At 70.5% G+C, this 19,127-nt stretch carries 12 protein-coding genes and 3 rRNA genes; 9 read left to right on the forward strand and 6 right to left on the reverse strand.

Features of this window, described 5'->3' with window-relative positions; all coding sequences use genetic code 11:
* The first annotated feature begins 274 nt into the window (after positions 1 to 274).
* The 3 genes from ACZCLJ_RS17035 to rrf all read left to right on the forward strand — a co-directional run bounded on the left by ACZCLJ_RS17035 (position 275) and on the right by rrf (position 5,610).
* Positions 275 to 1,798, forward strand: a 16S ribosomal RNA gene (locus tag ACZCLJ_RS17035).
* A 484-nt stretch (positions 1,799 to 2,282) separates the two neighbouring features.
* Positions 2,283 to 5,390 (forward strand): 23S ribosomal RNA (locus ACZCLJ_RS17040).
* 103 nt (positions 5,391 to 5,493) lie between these two features.
* A 5S ribosomal RNA gene (gene rrf, locus ACZCLJ_RS17045) occupies positions 5,494 to 5,610 on the forward strand.
* Together the 16S, 23S and 5S rRNA genes form the textbook arrangement of a ribosomal RNA operon.
* 95 nt (positions 5,611 to 5,705) lie before the next feature.
* Here rrf and ACZCLJ_RS17050 read toward each other — a convergent pair.
* The 4 genes from ACZCLJ_RS17050 to ACZCLJ_RS17065 all read right to left on the reverse strand — a co-directional run bounded on the left by ACZCLJ_RS17050 (position 5,706) and on the right by ACZCLJ_RS17065 (position 10,131).
* Entirely contained in the window at positions 5,706 to 6,680 is a 975-nt protein-coding gene (locus tag ACZCLJ_RS17050) for an alpha/beta hydrolase (RefSeq protein ID WP_463104615.1), read from the reverse strand.
* A gap of 20 nt (positions 6,681 to 6,700) precedes the next feature.
* Entirely contained in the window at positions 6,701 to 7,411 is a 711-nt protein-coding gene (locus tag ACZCLJ_RS17055) for a maleylpyruvate isomerase N-terminal domain-containing protein (protein ID WP_463104616.1), read from the reverse strand.
* A gap of 64 nt (positions 7,412 to 7,475) precedes the next feature.
* On the reverse strand, positions 7,476 to 8,708 hold the full coding sequence (gene metX, locus ACZCLJ_RS17060) for a homoserine O-acetyltransferase MetX (protein ID WP_463104617.1): 1,233 nt from the start codon (positions 8,706 to 8,708) through the stop codon (positions 7,476 to 7,478).
* A gap of 85 nt (positions 8,709 to 8,793) precedes the next feature.
* A complete protein-coding gene (locus tag ACZCLJ_RS17065; protein ID WP_463104618.1) occupies positions 8,794 to 10,131 on the reverse strand; it encodes a bifunctional o-acetylhomoserine/o-acetylserine sulfhydrylase in 1,338 nt (445 codons plus the stop codon).
* Between the two features lie 468 nt (positions 10,132 to 10,599).
* On the opposite strand from ACZCLJ_RS17065, the gene ACZCLJ_RS17070 reads away from it, so the two are divergent.
* On the forward strand, positions 10,600 to 12,060 hold the full coding sequence (locus ACZCLJ_RS17070; RefSeq protein WP_463104619.1) for a C40 family peptidase: 1,461 nt from the start codon (positions 10,600 to 10,602) through the stop codon (positions 12,058 to 12,060).
* Positions 12,061 to 12,081: 21 nt separating this feature from the next.
* Here ACZCLJ_RS17070 and ACZCLJ_RS17075 read toward each other — a convergent pair whose 3' ends face one another.
* Positions 12,082 to 13,071: an SDR family NAD(P)-dependent oxidoreductase gene (locus ACZCLJ_RS17075; RefSeq protein ID WP_251150121.1), complete on the reverse strand. Its 990-nt coding sequence runs from the start codon at positions 13,069 to 13,071 to the stop codon at positions 12,082 to 12,084.
* A gap of 85 nt (positions 13,072 to 13,156) precedes the next feature.
* On the opposite strand from ACZCLJ_RS17075, the gene ACZCLJ_RS17080 reads away from it, so the two are divergent.
* Positions 13,157 to 13,714 (forward strand): TetR/AcrR family transcriptional regulator, encoded by a 558-nt coding sequence (locus ACZCLJ_RS17080; RefSeq protein WP_251150122.1) that lies wholly within the window; start codon positions 13,157 to 13,159, stop codon positions 13,712 to 13,714.
* A gap of 57 nt (positions 13,715 to 13,771) precedes the next feature.
* Here ACZCLJ_RS17080 and ACZCLJ_RS17085 read toward each other — a convergent pair whose 3' ends face one another.
* Positions 13,772 to 14,275 (reverse strand): inorganic diphosphatase, encoded by a 504-nt coding sequence (locus ACZCLJ_RS17085; RefSeq protein ID WP_251150123.1) that lies wholly within the window; start codon positions 14,273 to 14,275, stop codon positions 13,772 to 13,774.
* 233 nt (positions 14,276 to 14,508) lie between these two features.
* Between ACZCLJ_RS17085 and dacB the strand changes: the two genes are divergently transcribed.
* From dacB to hpt, 4 genes are all read left to right on the forward strand, one after another.
* A complete protein-coding gene (dacB, locus tag ACZCLJ_RS17090; protein ID WP_463104620.1) occupies positions 14,509 to 15,921 on the forward strand; it encodes a D-alanyl-D-alanine carboxypeptidase/D-alanyl-D-alanine endopeptidase in 1,413 nt (470 codons plus the stop codon).
* A gap of 211 nt (positions 15,922 to 16,132) precedes the next feature.
* Positions 16,133 to 17,254, forward strand: a complete 1,122-nt coding sequence (locus ACZCLJ_RS17095; RefSeq protein WP_463104621.1) for a zinc-dependent metalloprotease — start codon at positions 16,133 to 16,135, stop codon at positions 17,252 to 17,254.
* A gap of 4 nt (positions 17,255 to 17,258) precedes the next feature.
* Positions 17,259 to 18,425 (forward strand): tRNA lysidine(34) synthetase TilS, encoded by a 1,167-nt coding sequence (tilS, locus tag ACZCLJ_RS17100; protein WP_463104622.1) that lies wholly within the window; start codon positions 17,259 to 17,261, stop codon positions 18,423 to 18,425.
* A gap of 11 nt (positions 18,426 to 18,436) precedes the next feature.
* The gene (gene hpt, locus ACZCLJ_RS17105; RefSeq protein WP_251150127.1) at positions 18,437 to 18,991 is read left to right on the forward strand and encodes a hypoxanthine phosphoribosyltransferase; all 555 of its coding nucleotides are present in this window, start codon (positions 18,437 to 18,439) and stop codon (positions 18,989 to 18,991) included.
* Positions 18,992 to 19,127 lie beyond the last annotated feature (136 nt).

Consider the following 19,127-nt stretch of genomic DNA (forward strand, 5'->3'; position numbering starts at 1 on the left):
CGGAAACGACTGGAGGCGGTGTGTGTCGGTTGTTTGAGAACTCAACAGTGTGCTTGTTAGTCAATGCCAATTTTTGTCCCTTGTGGGCGTGGCTGGCTGGGTTGTCCCGTTCGGGGTGGCTGGTTGGTTGTGTCTGGGGATGTTTTTGGTTGATTTCGGAGAATGATCGTCAGATTGTTTTTCGTTTGTAGGCCAGTTTTGTGAACCTTTCGGGGTTCGCTTCGTATGGATTGTTCGCTGCCGGGTCTTTGGGTCTGGTGGTGGGCGTTGATCATTTACGGAGAGTTTGATCCTGGCTCAGGACGAACGCTGGCGGCGTGCTTAACACATGCAAGTCGAACGATGATGCCCAGCTTGCTGGGTTGATTAGTGGCGAACGGGTGAGTAACACGTGAGTAACCTGCCCTTGACTTCGGGATAACTCCGGGAAACCGGGGCTAATACCGGATATGAGCCGTCCTCGCATGGGGGTGGTTGGAAAGTTTTTCGGTCAGGGATGGGCTCGCGGCCTATCAGCTTGTTGGTGGGGTGATGGCCTACCAAGGCGACGACGGGTAGCCGGCCTGAGAGGGCGACCGGCCACACTGGGACTGAGACACGGCCCAGACTCCTACGGGAGGCAGCAGTGGGGAATATTGCACAATGGGCGAAAGCCTGATGCAGCGACGCCGCGTGAGGGATGACGGCCTTCGGGTTGTAAACCTCTTTCAGCAGGGAAGAAGCGCAAGTGACGGTACCTGCAGAAGAAGCGCCGGCTAACTACGTGCCAGCAGCCGCGGTAATACGTAGGGCGCAAGCGTTGTCCGGAATTATTGGGCGTAAAGAGCTCGTAGGCGGTTTGTCGCGTCTGGTGTGAAAACTCGAGGCTCAACCTCGAGCTTGCATCGGGTACGGGCAGACTAGAGTGCGGTAGGGGAGACTGGAATTCCTGGTGTAGCGGTGGAATGCGCAGATATCAGGAGGAACACCGATGGCGAAGGCAGGTCTCTGGGCCGCAACTGACGCTGAGGAGCGAAAGCATGGGGAGCGAACAGGATTAGATACCCTGGTAGTCCATGCCGTAAACGTTGGGCACTAGGTGTGGGGCTCATTCCACGAGTTCCGTGCCGCAGCAAACGCATTAAGTGCCCCGCCTGGGGAGTACGGCCGCAAGGCTAAAACTCAAAGGAATTGACGGGGGCCCGCACAAGCGGCGGAGCATGCGGATTAATTCGATGCAACGCGAAGAACCTTACCAAGGCTTGACATGCACGGGAAGCCACCAGAGATGGTGGTCTCTTTGGACACTCGTGCACAGGTGGTGCATGGTTGTCGTCAGCTCGTGTCGTGAGATGTTGGGTTAAGTCCCGCAACGAGCGCAACCCTCGTCCCATGTTGCCAGCGGGTTATGCCGGGGACTCATGGGAGACTGCCGGGGTCAACTCGGAGGAAGGTGGGGATGACGTCAAATCATCATGCCCCTTATGTCTTGGGCTTCACGCATGCTACAATGGCCGGTACAAAGGGCTGCGATACCGTAAGGTGGAGCGAATCCCAAAAAGCCGGTCTCAGTTCGGATTGGGGTCTGCAACTCGACCCCATGAAGTCGGAGTCGCTAGTAATCGCAGATCAGCAACGCTGCGGTGAATACGTTCCCGGGCCTTGTACACACCGCCCGTCAAGTCACGAAAGTCGGTAACACCCGAAGCCCATGGCCCAACCGGTTCGCCGGGGGGAGTGGTCGAAGGTGGGACTGGCGATTGGGACTAAGTCGTAACAAGGTAGCCGTACCGGAAGGTGCGGCTGGATCACCTCCTTTCTAAGGAGCTTCAACGCACGCCTCTTCGGGGGTGTGTGGTGGCCACGGCCCACGCCGTTCGCGTGTGGGGGTGGTTGCTCATGGGTGGAACATTGACGAAAGAGCGTCGGTCTCGCTGGTGTCAGTACCTGCGTCGCCTGGTCTGCTGGGTTCTCCTTCGGGGGGTTCGGTGGTGTCCGGGGGGTGTGGTGGAACATCGCGGGTGGGGTCCGGGGCTTGTCGAGCACACTGTTGGGTCCTCAGGTCGCCGGCCACTTCGGTGGTGGTGCCTGGTACGGGTCGGTCCGTGGATCGCGAACCGCTCGCCGAGCTGGTCTTGGTGGGTAGGCGGGTCTGTGCGGGTCGGGGTCGTTGGTTGTTTGAGAACTGCACAGTGGACGCGAGCATCTTTGAAGTGATCAAGATGCAAAAAGTACGGGTGTGCCCTTCGGGGTGTGTCCGTGGTTTTTGTTCTTGGTCTCTGCGAATAGATTGTAGTGTGTGTGTCGAAGTTTTTAAGGGCACAGGGTGGATGCCTTGGCACTAGGAGCCGAAGAAGGACGTCGTAGCCTGCGATAAGCCTCGGGGAGCTGGCAAACGAGCTGTGATCCGAGGGTTTCCGAATGGGGGAACCCCGTACGAGTCATGTCGTGCGACCTGCACCTGAATATATAGGGTGTGTGGAGGGAACGCCGGGAAGTGAAACATCTCAGTACCGGCAGGAAGAGATATTCCGTGAGTAGTGGCGAGCGAAAGCGGATGAGGCCAAACCGGGCGCGTGGTAAAGCTGTCAGGCGTTGCGTGTCCGGGGTTGTGGGACCCTTCTGGTGGATCTGACAGTCCACCGGGGAGTCAGAAAGCCGTGTCATAGTCGAACCGCATTGAAAGGCGGACCACAGACGGTGCGAGTCCGGTAGACGAAATGGCGCGGCCTCCCGAAGGGGATCCCAAGTAGCACGGGGCCCGTGAAATCTCGTGTGAATCTGGCAAGACCACTTGCTAAGCCTAAATACTACCTAGTGACCGATAGCGGACCAGTACCGTGAGGGAAAGGTGAAAAGTACCCCGGGAGGGGAGTGAAATAGTACCTGAAACCGTGTGCCTACAATCCGTTGGAGCCTCCTTGGTTGGGGTGACAGCGTGCCTTTTGAAGAATGAGCCTGCGAGTTAGTGCTCAGTGGCGAGGTTAACCCGTGTGGGGAAGCCGTAGCGAAAGCGAGTCCGAACAGGGCGTCCATAGTCGCTGGGTCTAGACCCGAAGCGAAGTGATCTAGCCATGGGCAGGTTGAAGCGCGGGTAAGACCGCGTGGAGGACCGAACCCACCAGGGTTGAAAACCTGGGGGATGACCTGTGGTTAGGGGTGAAAGGCCAATCAAACTTCGTGATAGCTGGTTCTCCCCGAAATGCATTTAGGTGCAGCGTCACGTGTTTCTTGCCGGAGGTAGAGCTACTGGATGGCCGATGGGCCCTACAAGGTTACTGACGTCAGCCAAACTCCGAATGCCGGTAAGTGGAAGCGTGGCAGTGAGACTGCGGGGGATAAGCTCCGTAGTCGAGAGGGAAACAGCCCAGACCACCGGCTAAGGCCCCCAAGCGTGTGCTAAGTGGGAAAGGATGTGGAGTTGCACAGACAACCAGGAGGTTGGCTTAGAAGCAGCCACCCTTGAAAGAGTGCGTAATAGCTCACTGGTCAAGTGATTCCGCGCCGACAATGTAGCGGGGCTCAAGTACACCGCCGAAGCCGTGGCATCTGCGCGTAACTCAGGCCTTCGTGGTCCAGAGGCGCAGGTGGGTAGGGGAGCGTCGTGTGGCCGGTGAAGCCGCGGGGGAACCCAGCGGTGGAGGCCACACGAGTGAGAATGCAGGCATGAGTAGCGAATGACGGGCGAGAAACCCGTCCGCCGAATGACCAAGGGTTCCAGGGCCAGGTTAATCCGCCCTGGGTAAGTCGGGACCTAAGGCGAGGCCGACAGGCGTAGTCGATGGACAAGGAGTTGATATTCTCCTACCGGCGAAGAACCGCCCATACCGAGCCCGGTGATGCTAACCGCCCAAACCTGTCCACCGACCCTTCGGGGTCACCGGACAGGGGCGCGCGGGACCCGAACCGGTAGTAGGTAAGCGTATTAACAGGGGTGACGCAGGAAGGTAGCCCGGCGTGGCGATGGTAGTCCACGTCCAAGGCTGTAGGCCGTCGGGTAGGCAAATCCGCCCGACACGAGGCTGAGAGCTGATAGTGAGCGCGTATGCGCGAAACGGGTGATCCTATGCTGCCAAGAAAAGCCTCGGCGCGAGGTTCTAGCCGCCCGTACCCCAAACCGACTCAGGTGGTCAGGTAGAGAATACCAAGGCGATCGAGCGAATCGTGGTTAAGGAACTCGGCAAAATGCCCCCGTAACTTCGGGAGAAGGGGGGCCCGAAACGTGAACCGACTAGCTCGGGGAGCGTGGACGGCCGCAGAGACCAGGGAGAAGCGACTGTTTACTAAAAACACAGGTCCGTGCGAAGTCGCAAGACGATGTATACGGACTGACGCCTGCCCGGTGCTGGAAGGTTAAGAGGACGGGTCAACCCCTCGTGGGTGAAGCTCAGAATTTAAGCCCCAGTAAACGGCGGTGGTAACTATAACCATCCTAAGGTAGCGAAATTCCTTGTCGGGTAAGTTCCGACCTGCACGAATGGCGTAACGACTTCTCCGCTGTCTCAACCGCGAACTCGGCGAAATTGCACTACGAGTAAAGATGCTCGTTACGCGCAGCAGGACGGAAAGACCCCGGGACCTTTACTATAGCTTGGTATTGATGTTCGGTGCGGCTTGTGTAGGATAGGTGGGAGACTGTGAAGCCCGCACGCCAGTGCGGGTGGAGTCAACGTTGAAATACCACTCTGGCCGCTTCGGATGTCTAACCTCGGTCCGTGATCCGGACCAGGGACAGTGCCTGGTGGGTAGTTTAACTGGGGCGGTTGCCTCCTAAAATGTAACGGAGGCGCTCAAAGGTTCCCTCAGCCTGGTTGGCAATCAGGTGTCGAGTGCAAGTGCACAAGGGAGCTTGACTGTGAGACTGACAGGTCGAGCAGGGACGAAAGTCGGAACTAGTGATCCGGCGGTGGCTTGTGGAAGCGCCGTCGCTCAACGGATAAAAGGTACCCCGGGGATAACAGGCTGATCTTGCCCAAGAGTCCATATCGACGGCATGGTTTGGCACCTCGATGTCGGCTCGTCGCATCCTGGGGCTGGAGTAGGTCCCAAGGGTTGGGCTGTTCGCCCATTAAAGCGGTACGCGAGCTGGGTTTAGAACGTCGTGAGACAGTTCGGTCCCTATCCGCTGCGCGCGCAGGAAACTTGAGAAGGGCTGTCCCTAGTACGAGAGGACCGGGACGGACGAACCTCTGGTGTGCCAGTTGTTCCGCCAGGAGCACCGCTGGTTGGCTACGTTCGGAAGGGATAACCGCTGAAAGCATCTAAGCGGGAAGCCTGCTTCAAGATGAGGTTTCCATACCCTCAGGGGTGAGAGGCACCCAGCAGAACACTGGGTAGATAGGCCGGACGTGGAAACGGGGACCAACGACCCGTGCAGCTGACCGGTACTAATCAGCCGACAACTTCAACACCCATCACACTCTCATGCGACGCGTCCACTGTGCGGTTCCCGAACCACCAACCCCACCACCCCCACACGACGGGGGCGGCACCCGGGAAAGTGTTCGACAGAGTTACGGCGGTCACAGCGAAGGGGAAACGCCCGGTCCCATACCGAACCCGGAAGCTAAGCCCTTCAGCGCCGATGGTACTGCCCTGGAGACGGGGTGGGAGAGTAGGACGCCGCCGGACAACCCTTCACCGAAGGCCCACCCCACCACGGGGTGGGCCTTCGGCATTTCACGGGCACGACCGGCGGGTCACGACCGGCGGGTCACGACCGGCGGTCACGACCAGCCGTAGGACGCGACCCAGCGCACGATCTCGGCGAAGTACACGGCGCGCGGGCCCGGGGCCGACAGGGCGAGGTCGTGGATCCCGCCGGGGATGCGCACGACCGTGACCACGCGCCCGAGGTTCGGGGCGCGCCGGGCGAGTGGCTCGACGTCGAGCACGATGTCCGCGCTGCGCATGTTCTCCGTCCAGCGCGTGCTGAACAGCGAACGCTCGGCCAGGAGCACCAGGACCGGGCAGTCGATCGACAGTCCGCCCGCCACCTGCGCATGGCCGGCGATGACGGCGCGCAGCCATCCCGCCCGCACGGGGAACGAGGGCACCGGGCGCCACGCGTCGTCGATCGCCCACGCCCCGTCCTCCCGGTCGCGGAGCGTGCGCGCGTAGTACCCGGGGTCGATGCTGGGCAGCGGAGCGCGAGGCTGGAACCGCGCGAGCTGCCGGATCGCCGGGCCGGACACGGTGCGTGCGACGGACGACCCTTGGAGCTCCAGCCAGGGACTGTTGAGGATCAGCCCGCGCACCCGCCCGGGATGGCGGTGCGCCCACAGCGACGCGACGAGCCCCCCGGTCGAGTGACCCATGAGCATCACCGCGGCGCGCGCGCCGAGCTCTTCGTGGACGACGGCGAGGGCAGCCTCCAGGTCCGCGTCGTAGACGTCGAGCGAGTCGGCGTAGCCCGGTGTCTGGTGCGGCCGCAGGCTCCGGCCGTACTTGCGGAGGTCCAGCGCGTAGAACGCGACACCCTGGGCGTGCCAGAGCGCGGCGAGCTCCGTCTGGAAGAAGTAGTCGCTCCAGCCGTGCAGGTACAGCACGGCGCGGGCCGGCCGCACCGCCTCGGGCGCCGGCGGGGCGTAGCGGACGAGGGTCGCGACGACCGGTCCCTCGTCGTCGTCGTCGAGCTCGAGGGTGCGCCGGGCGAAGCCGTCGCCCAGGACGTCCGGCTCCCAGTCGTGCACGTCGGGCACGGGCCCCCTCCCCGGCGTGGTCAGAGAAGCGGCAGCATGCGGCCGAGGTCGGGCACTGCCTCGGACGTGTGCACGGGTGCGAGGGCCTTCGCGAGCCGGTCGACGTCGTACCGTTCGCGGCCCGTCGCGAGCCGCACCCAGAGCAGCGGGTCGTGCACCTCGAGGCTCCAGCCACCGCGCACGACCACGACGTGCAGCAGCTCGGCCGCGACCGCGTCGAGCGCGCCCGGGTGGACGGGGGAGTCGTGGACCTCGGGGAACGACCGCGACAGGTCGTCGGCGTGCACGACGAGCTCGACGACGCGGGAGACCACCATGTCCTGGAGCGTGATCGGGCCGCGGCGCGCCTGGACGACCCGCTCGCCGTCGAGCTCGTCGAGCCGGGCGAAGGCCTGCGCGGCCAGGGCCTCGACCCCGCCGAGCCGGTCCGGTGCGAGCTCGGCGTCCAGGGTCCGCGTCGCCTCCGCGATCTCCTCCGCGCGGTCGGGATAGGTGCCGAGGTACTCGGCGAACGAGAGGGGCACCGTTCCCGGCTCGACGGGCCCGCACCGCGCGAGTGCCTCCATCACGCGGCCGAGATGGGAGACGAGCTCGCCGACAGACCATTCGTCGAGGACGCTCGGACGGTCTGCCGCGCGTCCCAGCTCAGCCCCGAGACCACGCAGCCAACCGTCGAGCCGGTCCCACTGGGCGCGAAGGTGGTCGGCCGCGGCGTCGACGTCGATGCTCATGCGTCCATCGTGCCCGCTCGGACGGTCGCGACGCACGCCAGGTGGCGCGTCGACCGGGGCCGTCTCACTCGTGCGCGCGAGAGGGCTCGGGGAGGAACTCCGCGACGAGCGGCCCGAGCTGGTGGTGCTCGACGAGGAACCCGTCGTGGCCGAAGTCGCTGTGCAGGGTCCGGAGCGGCTCCGCACCCGGGATCCCCGCGGCGATCCGTGCGCAGTCGGCAGGGAGGAAGAGGCGGTCCGAGTCGACGGCGACGACCAGGGCCCGCGCGGTGATCGAGCCGAGCGCGGCCTCGACCCCGCCGCGGTCCCGCCCCAGGTCGTGCGTGAGCATCGCCTGGGTGAGCACGAGGTAGGAGTTGGCGTCGAAGCGGCGGGCGAGCTTGTCGCCGTGATGGTCGAGGTAGGACTGCACGGCGTAGCGCCCGTCGGTGATCGGGTCCTCGCCGCCCTGCGGGATCCGGCCGAACCGGGTGTCGATCTCCAGGGCCGAGCGGTAGGTGGCGTGCGCGATCTGCCGCGCGATCCCGAGGCCGACGTGCGGGCCGTCGCCGTCGGCCGCGTCGTAGTAGTCGCCATCGCGGAACCGCGGGTCGGCTCGGATCGCGCCGATCTGCGGGTGCGCCCACGCGATCTGGTCGCCGGTGGTCTGGGCGCCCGTCGCGATCGCCGCGAGCGACTCGACGCCGATGCCGGCCTCCGGGCCGAGGATCGCCCACTCGAGCACGCGGTGACCACCCATGGAGGCTCCGACGACGAGCGCCCACGACGTCACGCCGAGCGTGCGCGCGAGCTCGATCTCGACGGCGACCTGGTCGCGTGTCGTCACGCGCGGGAAGCGTCCGCCCCACGGCGCGCCGTCCGGTGCGGTCGACGCCGGTCCCGTGGTGCCCTGGCACCCGCCGAGCACGTTCGGGGCGACGACGTACCACCGGTCCGTGTCGATGGGCGCGCCCGGACCGATCAGGTCCTCCCACCAGCCCGCGGTGCGGTGGCCTGCGCCGGCCGGGCCACTGACGTGCGAGTCGCCCGTGAGGGCGTGCAGGACGAGGACCGCGTTCGAGCCGTCCGGGGCGAGCGTCCCCCACGTCTCGTACGCGACGCGCACGTCGGGAAGACGCGCCCCGGACTCGAGGTCGAAGGTGCCGACGTCCGCGAAGAGGCGACGACCGACGTCGTCGCCGTCCCGCCAGGCGCTGCTCGCCGGGACCGCCGTCGTGGCACGAGGGCGCGACGAGGGGACCGCGCTGCGCGGGGGCGCGGGGCGGGTCGGGCGGGTCGGGGGGAGCTCGTCGGTCACGGGATTCACCGTCGGCCACTGTACGGCCGGGGCGCCGGTGGCGCCCCGGCTGTCCGGATACGTCATCGTGCGCTCGTCCTCCCCGTCACGCGTCCCGCGCGGACTTGGCGGCGGTGAAGCCGAGCTCGAGGTCCGCGAGGATGTCGTCGACGTGCTCGATCCCGACGGCGAGGCGCACGAGGCCGGGGGTCACGCCGGACAGCGCCTGCTCCTCGGGCGTGAGCTGGCTGTGCGTCGTCGACGCCGGGTGGATGACGAGCGAGCGGACGTCGCCGATGTTCGCGACGTTCGAGTGGAGCTGCAGGGCGGAGACGAAGGCCTGGCCGGCCTCCGCGCCGCCGTCGAGCTCGAACGCGAGCACCGCGCCGGCGCCGCGCGGCAGGAACTTCTGGGCGTTCGCGTGCCAGGGGCTCGACGGCAGTCCGGCGTAGTGCACCGTGCGGACGTCGTCGCGGGCCTCGAGCCACTCGGCGACCCTCTGGGCGTTCTGGACGTGGCGCTCGACGCGGAGCGAGAGCGTCTCGATCCCCTGCGCGATGAGGAAGGCGTTGAACGGCGAGATGGCCGACCCGAGGTCGCGCAGGAGCTGCACGCGCGCCTTGAGGACGTAGGCCAGGTTGGCGCCGAGGATGCCGTTCACGCCCAGGTCGCGCGCGTAGACGAGCCCGTTGTAGGAGGGGTCCGGCGTGTTGAACCCGGGGAACCTCTCGGGGTCCCGCGCGAAGTCGAACGTCCCGCCGTCGACGACGACACCGCCGATCGCCGCGCCGTGGCCGCCGAGGTACTTCGTCGCGGAGTGCACGACGACGTCGGCCCCGTGCTCGAGCGGGCGCAGCAGGTAGGGCGTGGCGACGGTGTTGTCGACGACCAGCGGGACGCCGACCTCGTGGGCGACCGCGGCCACCGCCTCGATGTCGAGGACGTCGGCCTGCGGGTTGGGGATCGTCTCGCCGAAGAAGAGCTTGGTGTTCGGCCGGACGGCGTCGCGCCACGCCTGCGGGTCGTGCGGGTCGGTGACGAACGTCGTCTCGACGCCGAGCTTGGCGAGCGAGTAGCGGAGCAGGTTGTACGTGCCGCCGTACAGGCTCGGGGAGGCGACGACGTGGTCGCCCGCCTCGGCGACGTTGAGGATCGCGAACGTCGTCGCGGCCTGGCCGGACGCGAGCAGCAGGGCCCCGACGCCGCCCTCGAGCGACGCGATCCGGTTCTCGACGACCTCCTGCGTCGGATTGCCGATGCGCGTGTAGATGGGGCCGAGGTCCCGGAGCGCGAACCGGTCGGCGGCGACGGACGCGTCGGGGAAGACGAAGGACGTGGTCTGGTAGATGGGCAGCGCGCGCGCCCCGGTGGTGGGGTCGGCGGCCTGGCCGGCGTGGACCTGGCGGGTCTCGAAGGACCAGGCGGGTGACTGCTCGGTGCTCATGGTCTCGCTCCTGCGGGTGTCGGTGGCAGTGCCGTTCGGGTGCCGTTCGGGTGCCGGTCGGGTGCCGGGCTCGGCGGGCGCGGGTGCGCCGGGGACGGCCGCAGGGGTGGGTGCTCGACCCGGCCGCGGCGGGAGGGGCAGCGCACGGGGACGTGGTGCCCGGTCGTCGCGGGTACCGCCGTCGTCGGCGGCACCGGCCACAGGGCAGGCGAACGTGCGCTGAGGTCAGCAACACATTCGACGGGTCATGGACCGACAGTAGGCACGCGTGCCGTGAGCCGGAAGGCCTGTCTCGTGATGCGAGACCACATGCTGAGAAGACCGGTCGATCTCGGATCGCGCGTCCGCGGACCGCCGGGCAGACTGCAACGGGCGGCGCGTCGTCTGTCAACGCGACGCGCCGCGCAGGGCGGAGCGGGTTCCAGGGCTCGCGCCGCAGGACGACGTCGCACGACGGGAGGGACGGGCATGAGCGGATCGACGCGCGGTCGTGCGGTCGCGACGAGCGCCGCCGCGACCCTCGCCCTCGCCCTCGGCCTGGGTGTCGGGTTCGCGCCCGCTGCGACGTCGGACCCCGCTTCCCCCTCGACGTCGGACCCCACGCCCGCCTCTGACGAGGACGTGCGCTCCGCGCACGAGGACGTCGATCGCGCGAGCGGCGACGTCGCGGCGATCGAGGCCGATCTCGCCGCGCTGCGGGACCGCCGGTCGAACGCCCAGGTCGGTGTGCAGAGCGCCGCGGAGGACTACGCGGCCGCGCAGGCCGTGCTCACGGAGGCGGACGCGGAGCTGCGCACCGCGCGCGAGGACCTGGTCGTCGCCGAGGCGGCCGAGGACGAGGCGCGCGCCGCGCTCGGCGCGCTGTTCCGCGCGTCGCGCCAGGGCTCGAGCGACCTCGACGCGCTGCGCGCGGTGGTCGAGGCCGACGGCGTGGCGGAGGTCGTCGAGCGGGAGCAGGCCGGGCGGGTCGTCGGGCGCACGGCCAGCCGCGCGGTCGACGAGCACGCGACGGCCCGCGCCGTGGCCGACACCGCCCGGGCGCGCGCGGACGCCGCCCTGGTGCACCAGGAGGAGGTCTCCGGGCGGGCCCGCGCGGCGCTCGCGACGGCCGAGCGGGCGGCGGCCGAGCTCGACGCCGCGGTCGCCGACGCGGCAGCGCGCCGCGAGGGCCTCGTCGCCGAGCTGGCGCGGGCCCGCGAGACGAGCGTCGAGGTCGAGCGGCAGCGGCAGGACACGCTCGACGCCGAGCAGGCCCGGGCCGACGAGGAGCGGGCGCGCGAGCGCGTGGGCGCGGGTGAGCCCGCGCCGTCGGGCACGGCCGGCGCGGCGGTGAGCCCGCCGACCCCTGCCGCCCAGCCGCCCGCCCCGTCGACCCCTGCCGTCCAGCCGCCCGCCCCGACCACACCCCCGGCACCGCCACCCGCCCCGGCACCGCCACCCGCCCCGGCACCGCCACCCGCCGCTGCGCCCGCACCCGCGCCGGCCCCCGCACCGCAACCGACCCCGGCACCCCGGCCCGAGCCGCCACCTCCGGCGGCCCCGCCCGGCACGTCGGTCGGGAGCGCGGCGCAGGGCCAGGCCGCCGTGGCGTGGGCGCGGACGAAGATCGGTTCGCCGTACGTGTTCGGCGGGACGGGTCCGGGCTACGACTGCTCGGGCCTGACGTCCCGGGCGTGGTCCGCGGCGGGCGTGGAGATCACCCGCACGTCACGGTCGCAGTACCAGCGCGTCGCGAAGATCCCGTACGCGCAGCTGCGCCCGGGCGACCTGATCTTCTACGCGAACGACACGTCGGACCCGTCGACGATCCGGCACGTCGCGGTCTACGCGGGCGGCGGCAGGATGGTCGAGGCGCCGCAGCCCGGGGTGGACGTGCGCGAGGTCCCGATGCGCTGGACCGACGCGATGCCGTACGCCGGCCGGCCCTGATCGACGCCCGTCCGCGGCGCGTCAGGCCCGGCTCCCGTCAGCGCCGGCCCCGGTCAGGCCGGGCTGCCGTGGGGACTGCCCGGAGGCGACGGGGACGACGTGCCCCGCGAGCCGCTCGAGCTGGTCCCACACCGCCGCGAGCGCGTCGGGCGCGGGTGAAGCGGTCAGCGCTGGGGGGCGTACCGGCACCGGGAGGCCCCGTGGTCCGTCCGCAGGGGCGTAGACCTGCCCGCCGCGGGCGTGCGGGTCTGTGAGCGCGCGGACCGCCGACCACGCAGCGGTGTCCTTGCCCTGCGCCCAGGGCGTGAACGGGTTGCGCTGCACGGGGATCGTCTCGTCGCGGATGCCCGCCCGCTGCGGCGTTCGGGCGTCCACGCCGACGCCTGGCCGCGCGACGATGGACTCCACCGGCACCCCGGCCGCGTCCAGCCGCCGTGCCAGCTCGAGCGCGAAGACCTCGGTGACCGCCTTCGCCCGGGTATAGGCGACGACGCCGACCCGGGAGGTGCGCAGCACGTCCGTCACGGGCCGCCGGAGCCGGTCGACGAACCCCGACGACGTGTGGACGATCCTCGCCGCCCCGTGCAGCGCCCCGGTGCGGGCCATCGCCGGGAGCGCGTGCGCGACGAGGGCGACGTTCGCCACGACGTGCGTCCCGACCAGGGTCGGCAGCCCGTCGGCCGTGCGGTCCGTGGCGCGGAGAGCCATCGACCCCCCGTTGAGCAGCAGCCCGTCGAGCCGGTCGTACGCGGCCAGTGCGGCTCCCGCGGCGCGGACCGAGGCCGACGACGCCAGGTCGACCACGAGCCGGTCCGGCGACGCGCCGGGGACGTGCTCGCGGATGCTCGACGCCGCGACCGTCAGCCGGTCGGGCGAACGCCCGGCGAGCACGACGTGGGCACCGGCCGCGGCGAGCTGCTCTGCGGCGAAGTAGCCGATGCCCGACGTGGCTCCTGTCACGACCACCGTCCGCCCGCTCTGGTCGGGAAGGTTCTCCGGGTCCCATGCCATGGCACGCTCCTCTCATGCGGATGAAGTATCCGGATCACCGTAGCGCATTTGGATGAGCTATCCGCTTCCGGGATATGCTCGTGCCATGAGCTCCCGCCGCGCCGACGCCGTCCGCAGCCGTGAGCGCATCCTCCGTGCCGCCGCCCGGGCGGACCCGAAGAACCTGCGGCTCAACGAGATCGCCCGCGAGGCGGGCGTCGGCGTCGGCACGGTCTACCGCCACTTCGCCACGGCTCACGCTCTCGTGGAGGACCTCACCCTCGACGCCCTGACGGCCCTGGGCGACCTCGCCCGGGCGGCGTCGGCGGACCCCGACCCGTGGCACGGCTTCGAGGCAGCGCTCCGCGGTGTGGTGGACCTGCACGTCGAGGCCGGAGGGCTGCAGGCCGTGCTGCTCGCCCCGGAGGACGCGAGCCCGGAGGTCGCCACGCTCAAGGCCGAGGTCCTCGGTGCGCTCGGCGACGTGCTCGCGCGCGCCCAGCGGGCGGGTGCGGTCCGGGACGACGTGACCGTGGCGCAGGTCGAACGGCTCGTGTGCGGCGTCGAGCACGCCCTCCGCCTCGGCTCGCCGGACGACGACCGGGATGTCGTGGTCGGCGTCCTGGTCGACGGGCTGCGGGCGCGGGGGACGGACTCCCGGTGACGCACGACGGCGCCCCTCACCACGCGGGTGAGAGGCGCCGTCGGGCGGCGGTGCGGATCAGTGACCGGGCGTGTGGTACCCGGTGTCGATCGCACGCTGCAGCGAACGCTCGATCTCGGCCTCGGCCTCCGTGCGGCCCACCCAGTGGGCGCCCTCGACCGACTTGCCGGGCTCGAGGTCCTTGTAGACCTCGAAGAAGTGCTGGATCTCGAGGCGGTGGAAGTCGGACACGTCGTCGATGTCCTGGCGCCACGCCGCGCGCTGGTCGCCCGTCGGGACGCACAGCACCTTGTCGTCGCCGCCGGCCTCGTCGCGCATGCGGAACATGCCGAGCGCGCGGCAGCGGATCAGGCAGCCGGGGAACGTGGGCTCCTCGAGCAGCACGAGGGCGTCCAGCGGGTCGCCGTCCTCACCGAGGGTGCCCTCGATGAAGCCGTAGTCGTCGGGGTAGCGCGTCGACGTGAAGAGCATCCGGTCGAGACGGATCCGGCCGGTCGCGTGGTCGACCTCGTACTTGTTGCGCTGGCCCTTGGGGATCTCGATCGTGACGTCGAACTCCACTGCTGTCCTCCAGTCGTACCGGCACCGCGGTTCTCGGGCGGTGGCTGGTCGGGTTGGTCGACGGACGACGCCGTCGTGCGGCTCCTAGTGTGACACGGGCACCCCCGTCGGACGGGCCCAGCGGTGCGGGTGAACGCTGCCCGGTGAGTGATAATGCGCACGTGCTCGCGCCCGGTCCCGTCCTCGCCGACGCCCGGCACGTCCGCACCGAGGGCCACGAACGGGGGAGTCGCATGGGTTGGGGAACGCGCGCGGGGGTGACCCTCGGCGTCGTCCTGGCGCTCACGGGGGGCTACCTCGTGGCGGACGCCGCGGACGTCGTCCCGGGCCTGCTCACGACGGACCCGCTCCCGCCCGAGGCGGCACCGTTCCCCGACGCGCCCGGCGCGGTGGCCGCGCCTCCGCTCGTCGCCGGGCTGCCCGTGCTCGACGACGCGGCGCCGGTCCCGGCCACGGGGACCGTCCAGGAGCTCACCGACGCGCTCGTGGCGGACCAGCGCCTCGGCCCCCGCGTGGGCGCGCTCGTGCTCGACGCGACGACGGGCGAGGTGCTCGGAGAGTCGGGCGCCGGGACGGGCCACGTGCCGGCGTCGACGATCAAGGTGCTCACGGCGGCGGCCGCGCTCACGTCCCCCGGCCCGCACACGACGCTCACCACGCGCGCGGTCCTGGAGGGCCAGGACACGGTCGTGCTCGTCGGCGGGGGCGACATGATGCTCGCCGCCGGGGCCGGCGACCCCACGGCGGTCAACGGCCGCGCCGGGCTCGCGGACCTCGCCGCGCAGGTCTCCGAGGAGCTGCGCCTCACGGGCCGCACGACCGTGACCCTCCGCCTCGACGACACCTACTTCACCGGCCCCGCGGTCAACCCTGCCGTGTTCCCCGGCAACGTCCCGGCGGGGTACATCGCGCCGGTCGCGGCGCTCGCCGTCGACATCGCGCGGCTGGAGGACGAGGAGTACGCGCGCCGGTCCGAGGACCCGGCTCTCGCCGCGGCCCAGGCGTTCGCGACGGCGCTCGGCGAGCAGGGCATCACGGTGTCGGGGGACCCGGTCCGTGCGCCCGCCCCCGACGACGGTCGCGTCGTCGGCGAGGTCGAGTCCGCACCTCTCGGGGACGTCGTCGACTACCTCCTGCAGCACTCCGACAACACGATCACCGAGGTCGTGGGGCGCGTCGTCGCGATGGACGCGGGTCTGCCCGGCTCGGCGGAGGGGGCGACGCAGGCCGTGCGTGCCGCGGTGGAACGGCTCGGCGTCGACCTCTCAGGCGCCGTGATCGCCGACTGCTCGGGGCTCGGTGACGGCTCGTCGCTGACCCCGCGCCAGCTCGCCGACGTCGTGCGCCTGCTCGCCGACGCAGGGCACCCGCAGCTGCGCACCGCGGCCGTCGGGCTGCCCGTCGCGGGGCTCTCGGGCACGCTCGACGACCGCTTCCTCGACAACGCGGGCCGCGGCGTCGTGCGCGCGAAGACGGGCAGCCTGCCCGACGTCACGTCGCTCGCGGGGACCGTCGTCACCGCGGACGACCGCCAGCTCGTCTTCGCGCTCATGACCGACGCCGTGCCCGACGGCGGCACGTACGGCGCGCGCATCATCCTCGACGACTTCGTCGGCTCGCTCGCGGAGTGCGGCTGCACCGGCTGACCCGCCCTGCCGGCTCAGCGGGCGCCCGACGCCCCGTCGTCGGCCAACCAGTCCTCGACCTCGAGGCCGGGCGCCCGGGAGAGCTCGCCGACGGTGCTCGTCACCATGACGAGCCCGAGCGACCGCGCGTGGCCGGCGAGGAGCGTGTCGTAGGGTCCGCCCTCGGCCTGCCGGAGCCGTGGGCGGGGCGCGTCAGGGATACCGTGGAGCGGTGACGCTCGTCGAGAAGCCGGACAGCCCGCCCGTCGGGCCGTCCATCGTGGACTGGTCCGCCGCCGCGCAGGTCGCCGGGCGCCTCGCGCGCCCCGGCCCGCAGGCGACGCGCGACGAGCTCGCGGACCTCGTCGACGGGCTGCGCGACGCCGCGGCGCGCGCCGTGCCGCACGTGCTCGACGTGACGCGCATGACCCCTGCGGGGGTCGCGCGACCGGCCGAGCTCGGGTCGGTGTTCGTCGTGGACCGGGCGCGCTGGGCGCAGGCCAACACCGAGATCATGGCGTCGCTCACCGCGGGGGTCGCGGACGCGCTGCTCTCCGACGGCTCCGAGCGTCCGCCGCGCGTGCCGCAGGCGACGGCGCTCGTCGGTGCCGCGCAGGTCGGTTCCGTGCTCGCCGTCCTCGCGAGCCGCGTGCTCGGGCAGTTCGACCCGTACAGCGCCGCGTCCGGCGGACCGGGCCGCCTCGTGCTCGTCGCGCCCAACGTGCTGCAGGTCGAGCGCGCGCTCGACCTCGTCCCGGCCGACTTCCGGCTCTGGGTGTGCCTGCACGAGCAGACGCACGCGCTGCAGTTCGCCACGGCGCCCTGGCTCGCGACGCACCTGCGCGACCGCGCCGGTCGCCTGCTCACCGACCTGTCCGCGTCGTCGCGCCGGCTCGCCGAGGCGCGGCTGCGGGAGAAGCTGCGGACCGTGGGCCGCGCGGTGCTCGACGCCGTGCGCGGTGAGGGCGGCACGCTCGTCGACGGCTTCCTCACGGACGACGAGCGTCGGCAGCTCGAGGACGTGTCGGCGGTCATGGCGCTGCTCGAGGGGCACGCCGACGTCGCGATGGACGCCGTCGGGCCGCGCACCGTCCGCACGGTGCGCAGCATCCGCCGGAAGTTCGAGGCGCGGCGCGACGGCTCGGGCGCGTCGGGTGCCGACGTCGTGCTGCGCCGCGTGCTCGGCATGGACGCCAAGATCGCGCAGTACCGCGACGGCGCCGCGTTCGTGCGCGCGGTCGAGAAGCTCGTGGGCCGCGACGGCTTCAACGCCGTGTGGGCAGCGCCCGAGAACCTGCCGACCGCCCGCGAGATCGCCGACGCGCGCGCCTGGGTGCGCCGCGTCCACGGCTGAGCCCGTGGGCGGTCCGGCGCCCGTCGTCGCGGACGCGCGCCGCGCGGTGCGGACGGCGCTCGCCGACCTGGGCGACGGCGACCTCGTGCTCGTCGCGTGCTCGGGCGGCGCGGACTCGACGGCGCTCGCGGCGGCGGCGGGGTTCGTCGCGCCGCGCCTCGGCCTGCGGGCGGGTGCGGTCGTCGTCGACCACGGGCTCCAGGAGGGCAGCGCCGAGGTCGCGGCGGCCGCGGCGGCGCGCTGCCGCGGCCTCGGGCTCGACCCGGTCGAGGTGCGCCGCGTCGTCGTGCCCGCGTCCGGCGCCGGTCCGGAGGCCGACGCCCGCGCCGCCCGGTACTCGGCGCTCGACGCCGCGGCCACCGCGCTCGGCGCCGCGGCGGTCCTGCTCGGCCACACGCTCGACGACCAGGCCGAGACCGTCCTGCTCGGGCTCGCGCGCGGCGCCGGCGCGCGGTCGCTCGCGGGCATGGCCCCACGTCGCGGGGTCCTGCGCCGCCCGTTCCTCGGGCTGCGCCGCACCGACACCGAGGCGGTGTGCCGGACGCTCGGCCTCGACTGGTGGGACGACCCGACCAACCACGTGTCAGGGCCACAGGTCACCGGGGCGGCCTCTCGTCCTGACACGGGGACGACGGCGCGCGCCGCGTCAGGGCCACAGGTCACCGGGGTGTCTCCTCGCCCTGACACGAGCGCGCCGCTGCGCTCGCGCGTGCGGGCCGCCGTCGTCCCGGCGCTCGTCGAGGTGCTCGGACCGGGCGCGGTCCCCGGGCTCGCGCGCACCGCCGACCTGCTGCGCGACGACGCCGACCTCCTCGACGCGCTCGCCGTCGGTCTCCTCGACCGTGCGCTGGTCGTGCCCGACGCCGGCCCCACGGTCGCCCCCGTGGAGCTGGACCTCGCGGTGCTCGCCGCGGCGCACCCCGCGCTGCGGCGACGGGCCCTGCGATCCGCCGCGCTGCGCGCGGGCTGTCCGGCGAGCGACCTGTTCGCGGTGCACGTCGACGCGCTCGACGCGCTCGTCGTCGGCTGGCGCGGGCAGGGTCCCGTGCACCTGCCGGGCGACCTCCGGGGCAGCCGGTCGTGTGGCAGGCTTGCTCTGGGTCCTCCGGGGCCACCCCTCCGCACGGACCCGGCACCCACCACCGCCCCCACCCCTGCACCCCAGACCTAGGAGCGTCACCCGTGGAAGCATCGGACGTCGCAGGCGACCTCGAGAACGTGCTGCTCACCGAGGAGCAGCTCGCCCAGAGGCTCGACGAGATCGCCGCGCAGATCGACCGGGACTACGCGGGCAAGGACCTGCTGCTCGTCGGCGTGCTGAAGGGAGCGGTCATGGTGATGGCCGACCTCGCGCGCCGCCTGAGCCACCCCGTCGAGATGGACTGGATGGCGGTGTCGTCGTACGGCTCCGGGACCAAGTCCTCCGGCGTGGTGCGCATCCTCAAGGACCTCGACGCCGACCTGACGGGCCGCAACGTGCTCATCGTCGAGGACATCATCGACTCGGGGCTCACGCTGTCCTGGCTCCTGTCCAACCTGCGCTCGCGCGGCCCGGAGTCGGTCGAGATCGCGGCGATGCTGCGCAAGCCCGACGCCGCGAAGACCGACGTCGACGTGCGCTACATCGGGTTCGACATCCCCAACGAGTTCGTCGTCGGGTACGGCCTGGACTACGCCGAGAAGTACCGCAACCTGCCGTTCGTCGGCACGCTCGCACCGCACGTCTACTCGAGCTGAGCCGCGCCCGCGCCCGACGCCGCGCGGTCGCCCTCGTGGACGGCCGTGCGGTGCGCCCGTCCACGCCCTGGGCGAACAGGGCCGCGAAGCACAGCGGACGCCAAGGTCCAGCGTGTAGTTTCGAGCCCGAACACTT

It is taken from the genome of Cellulosimicrobium sp. So1_17 (assembly GCF_055181235.1).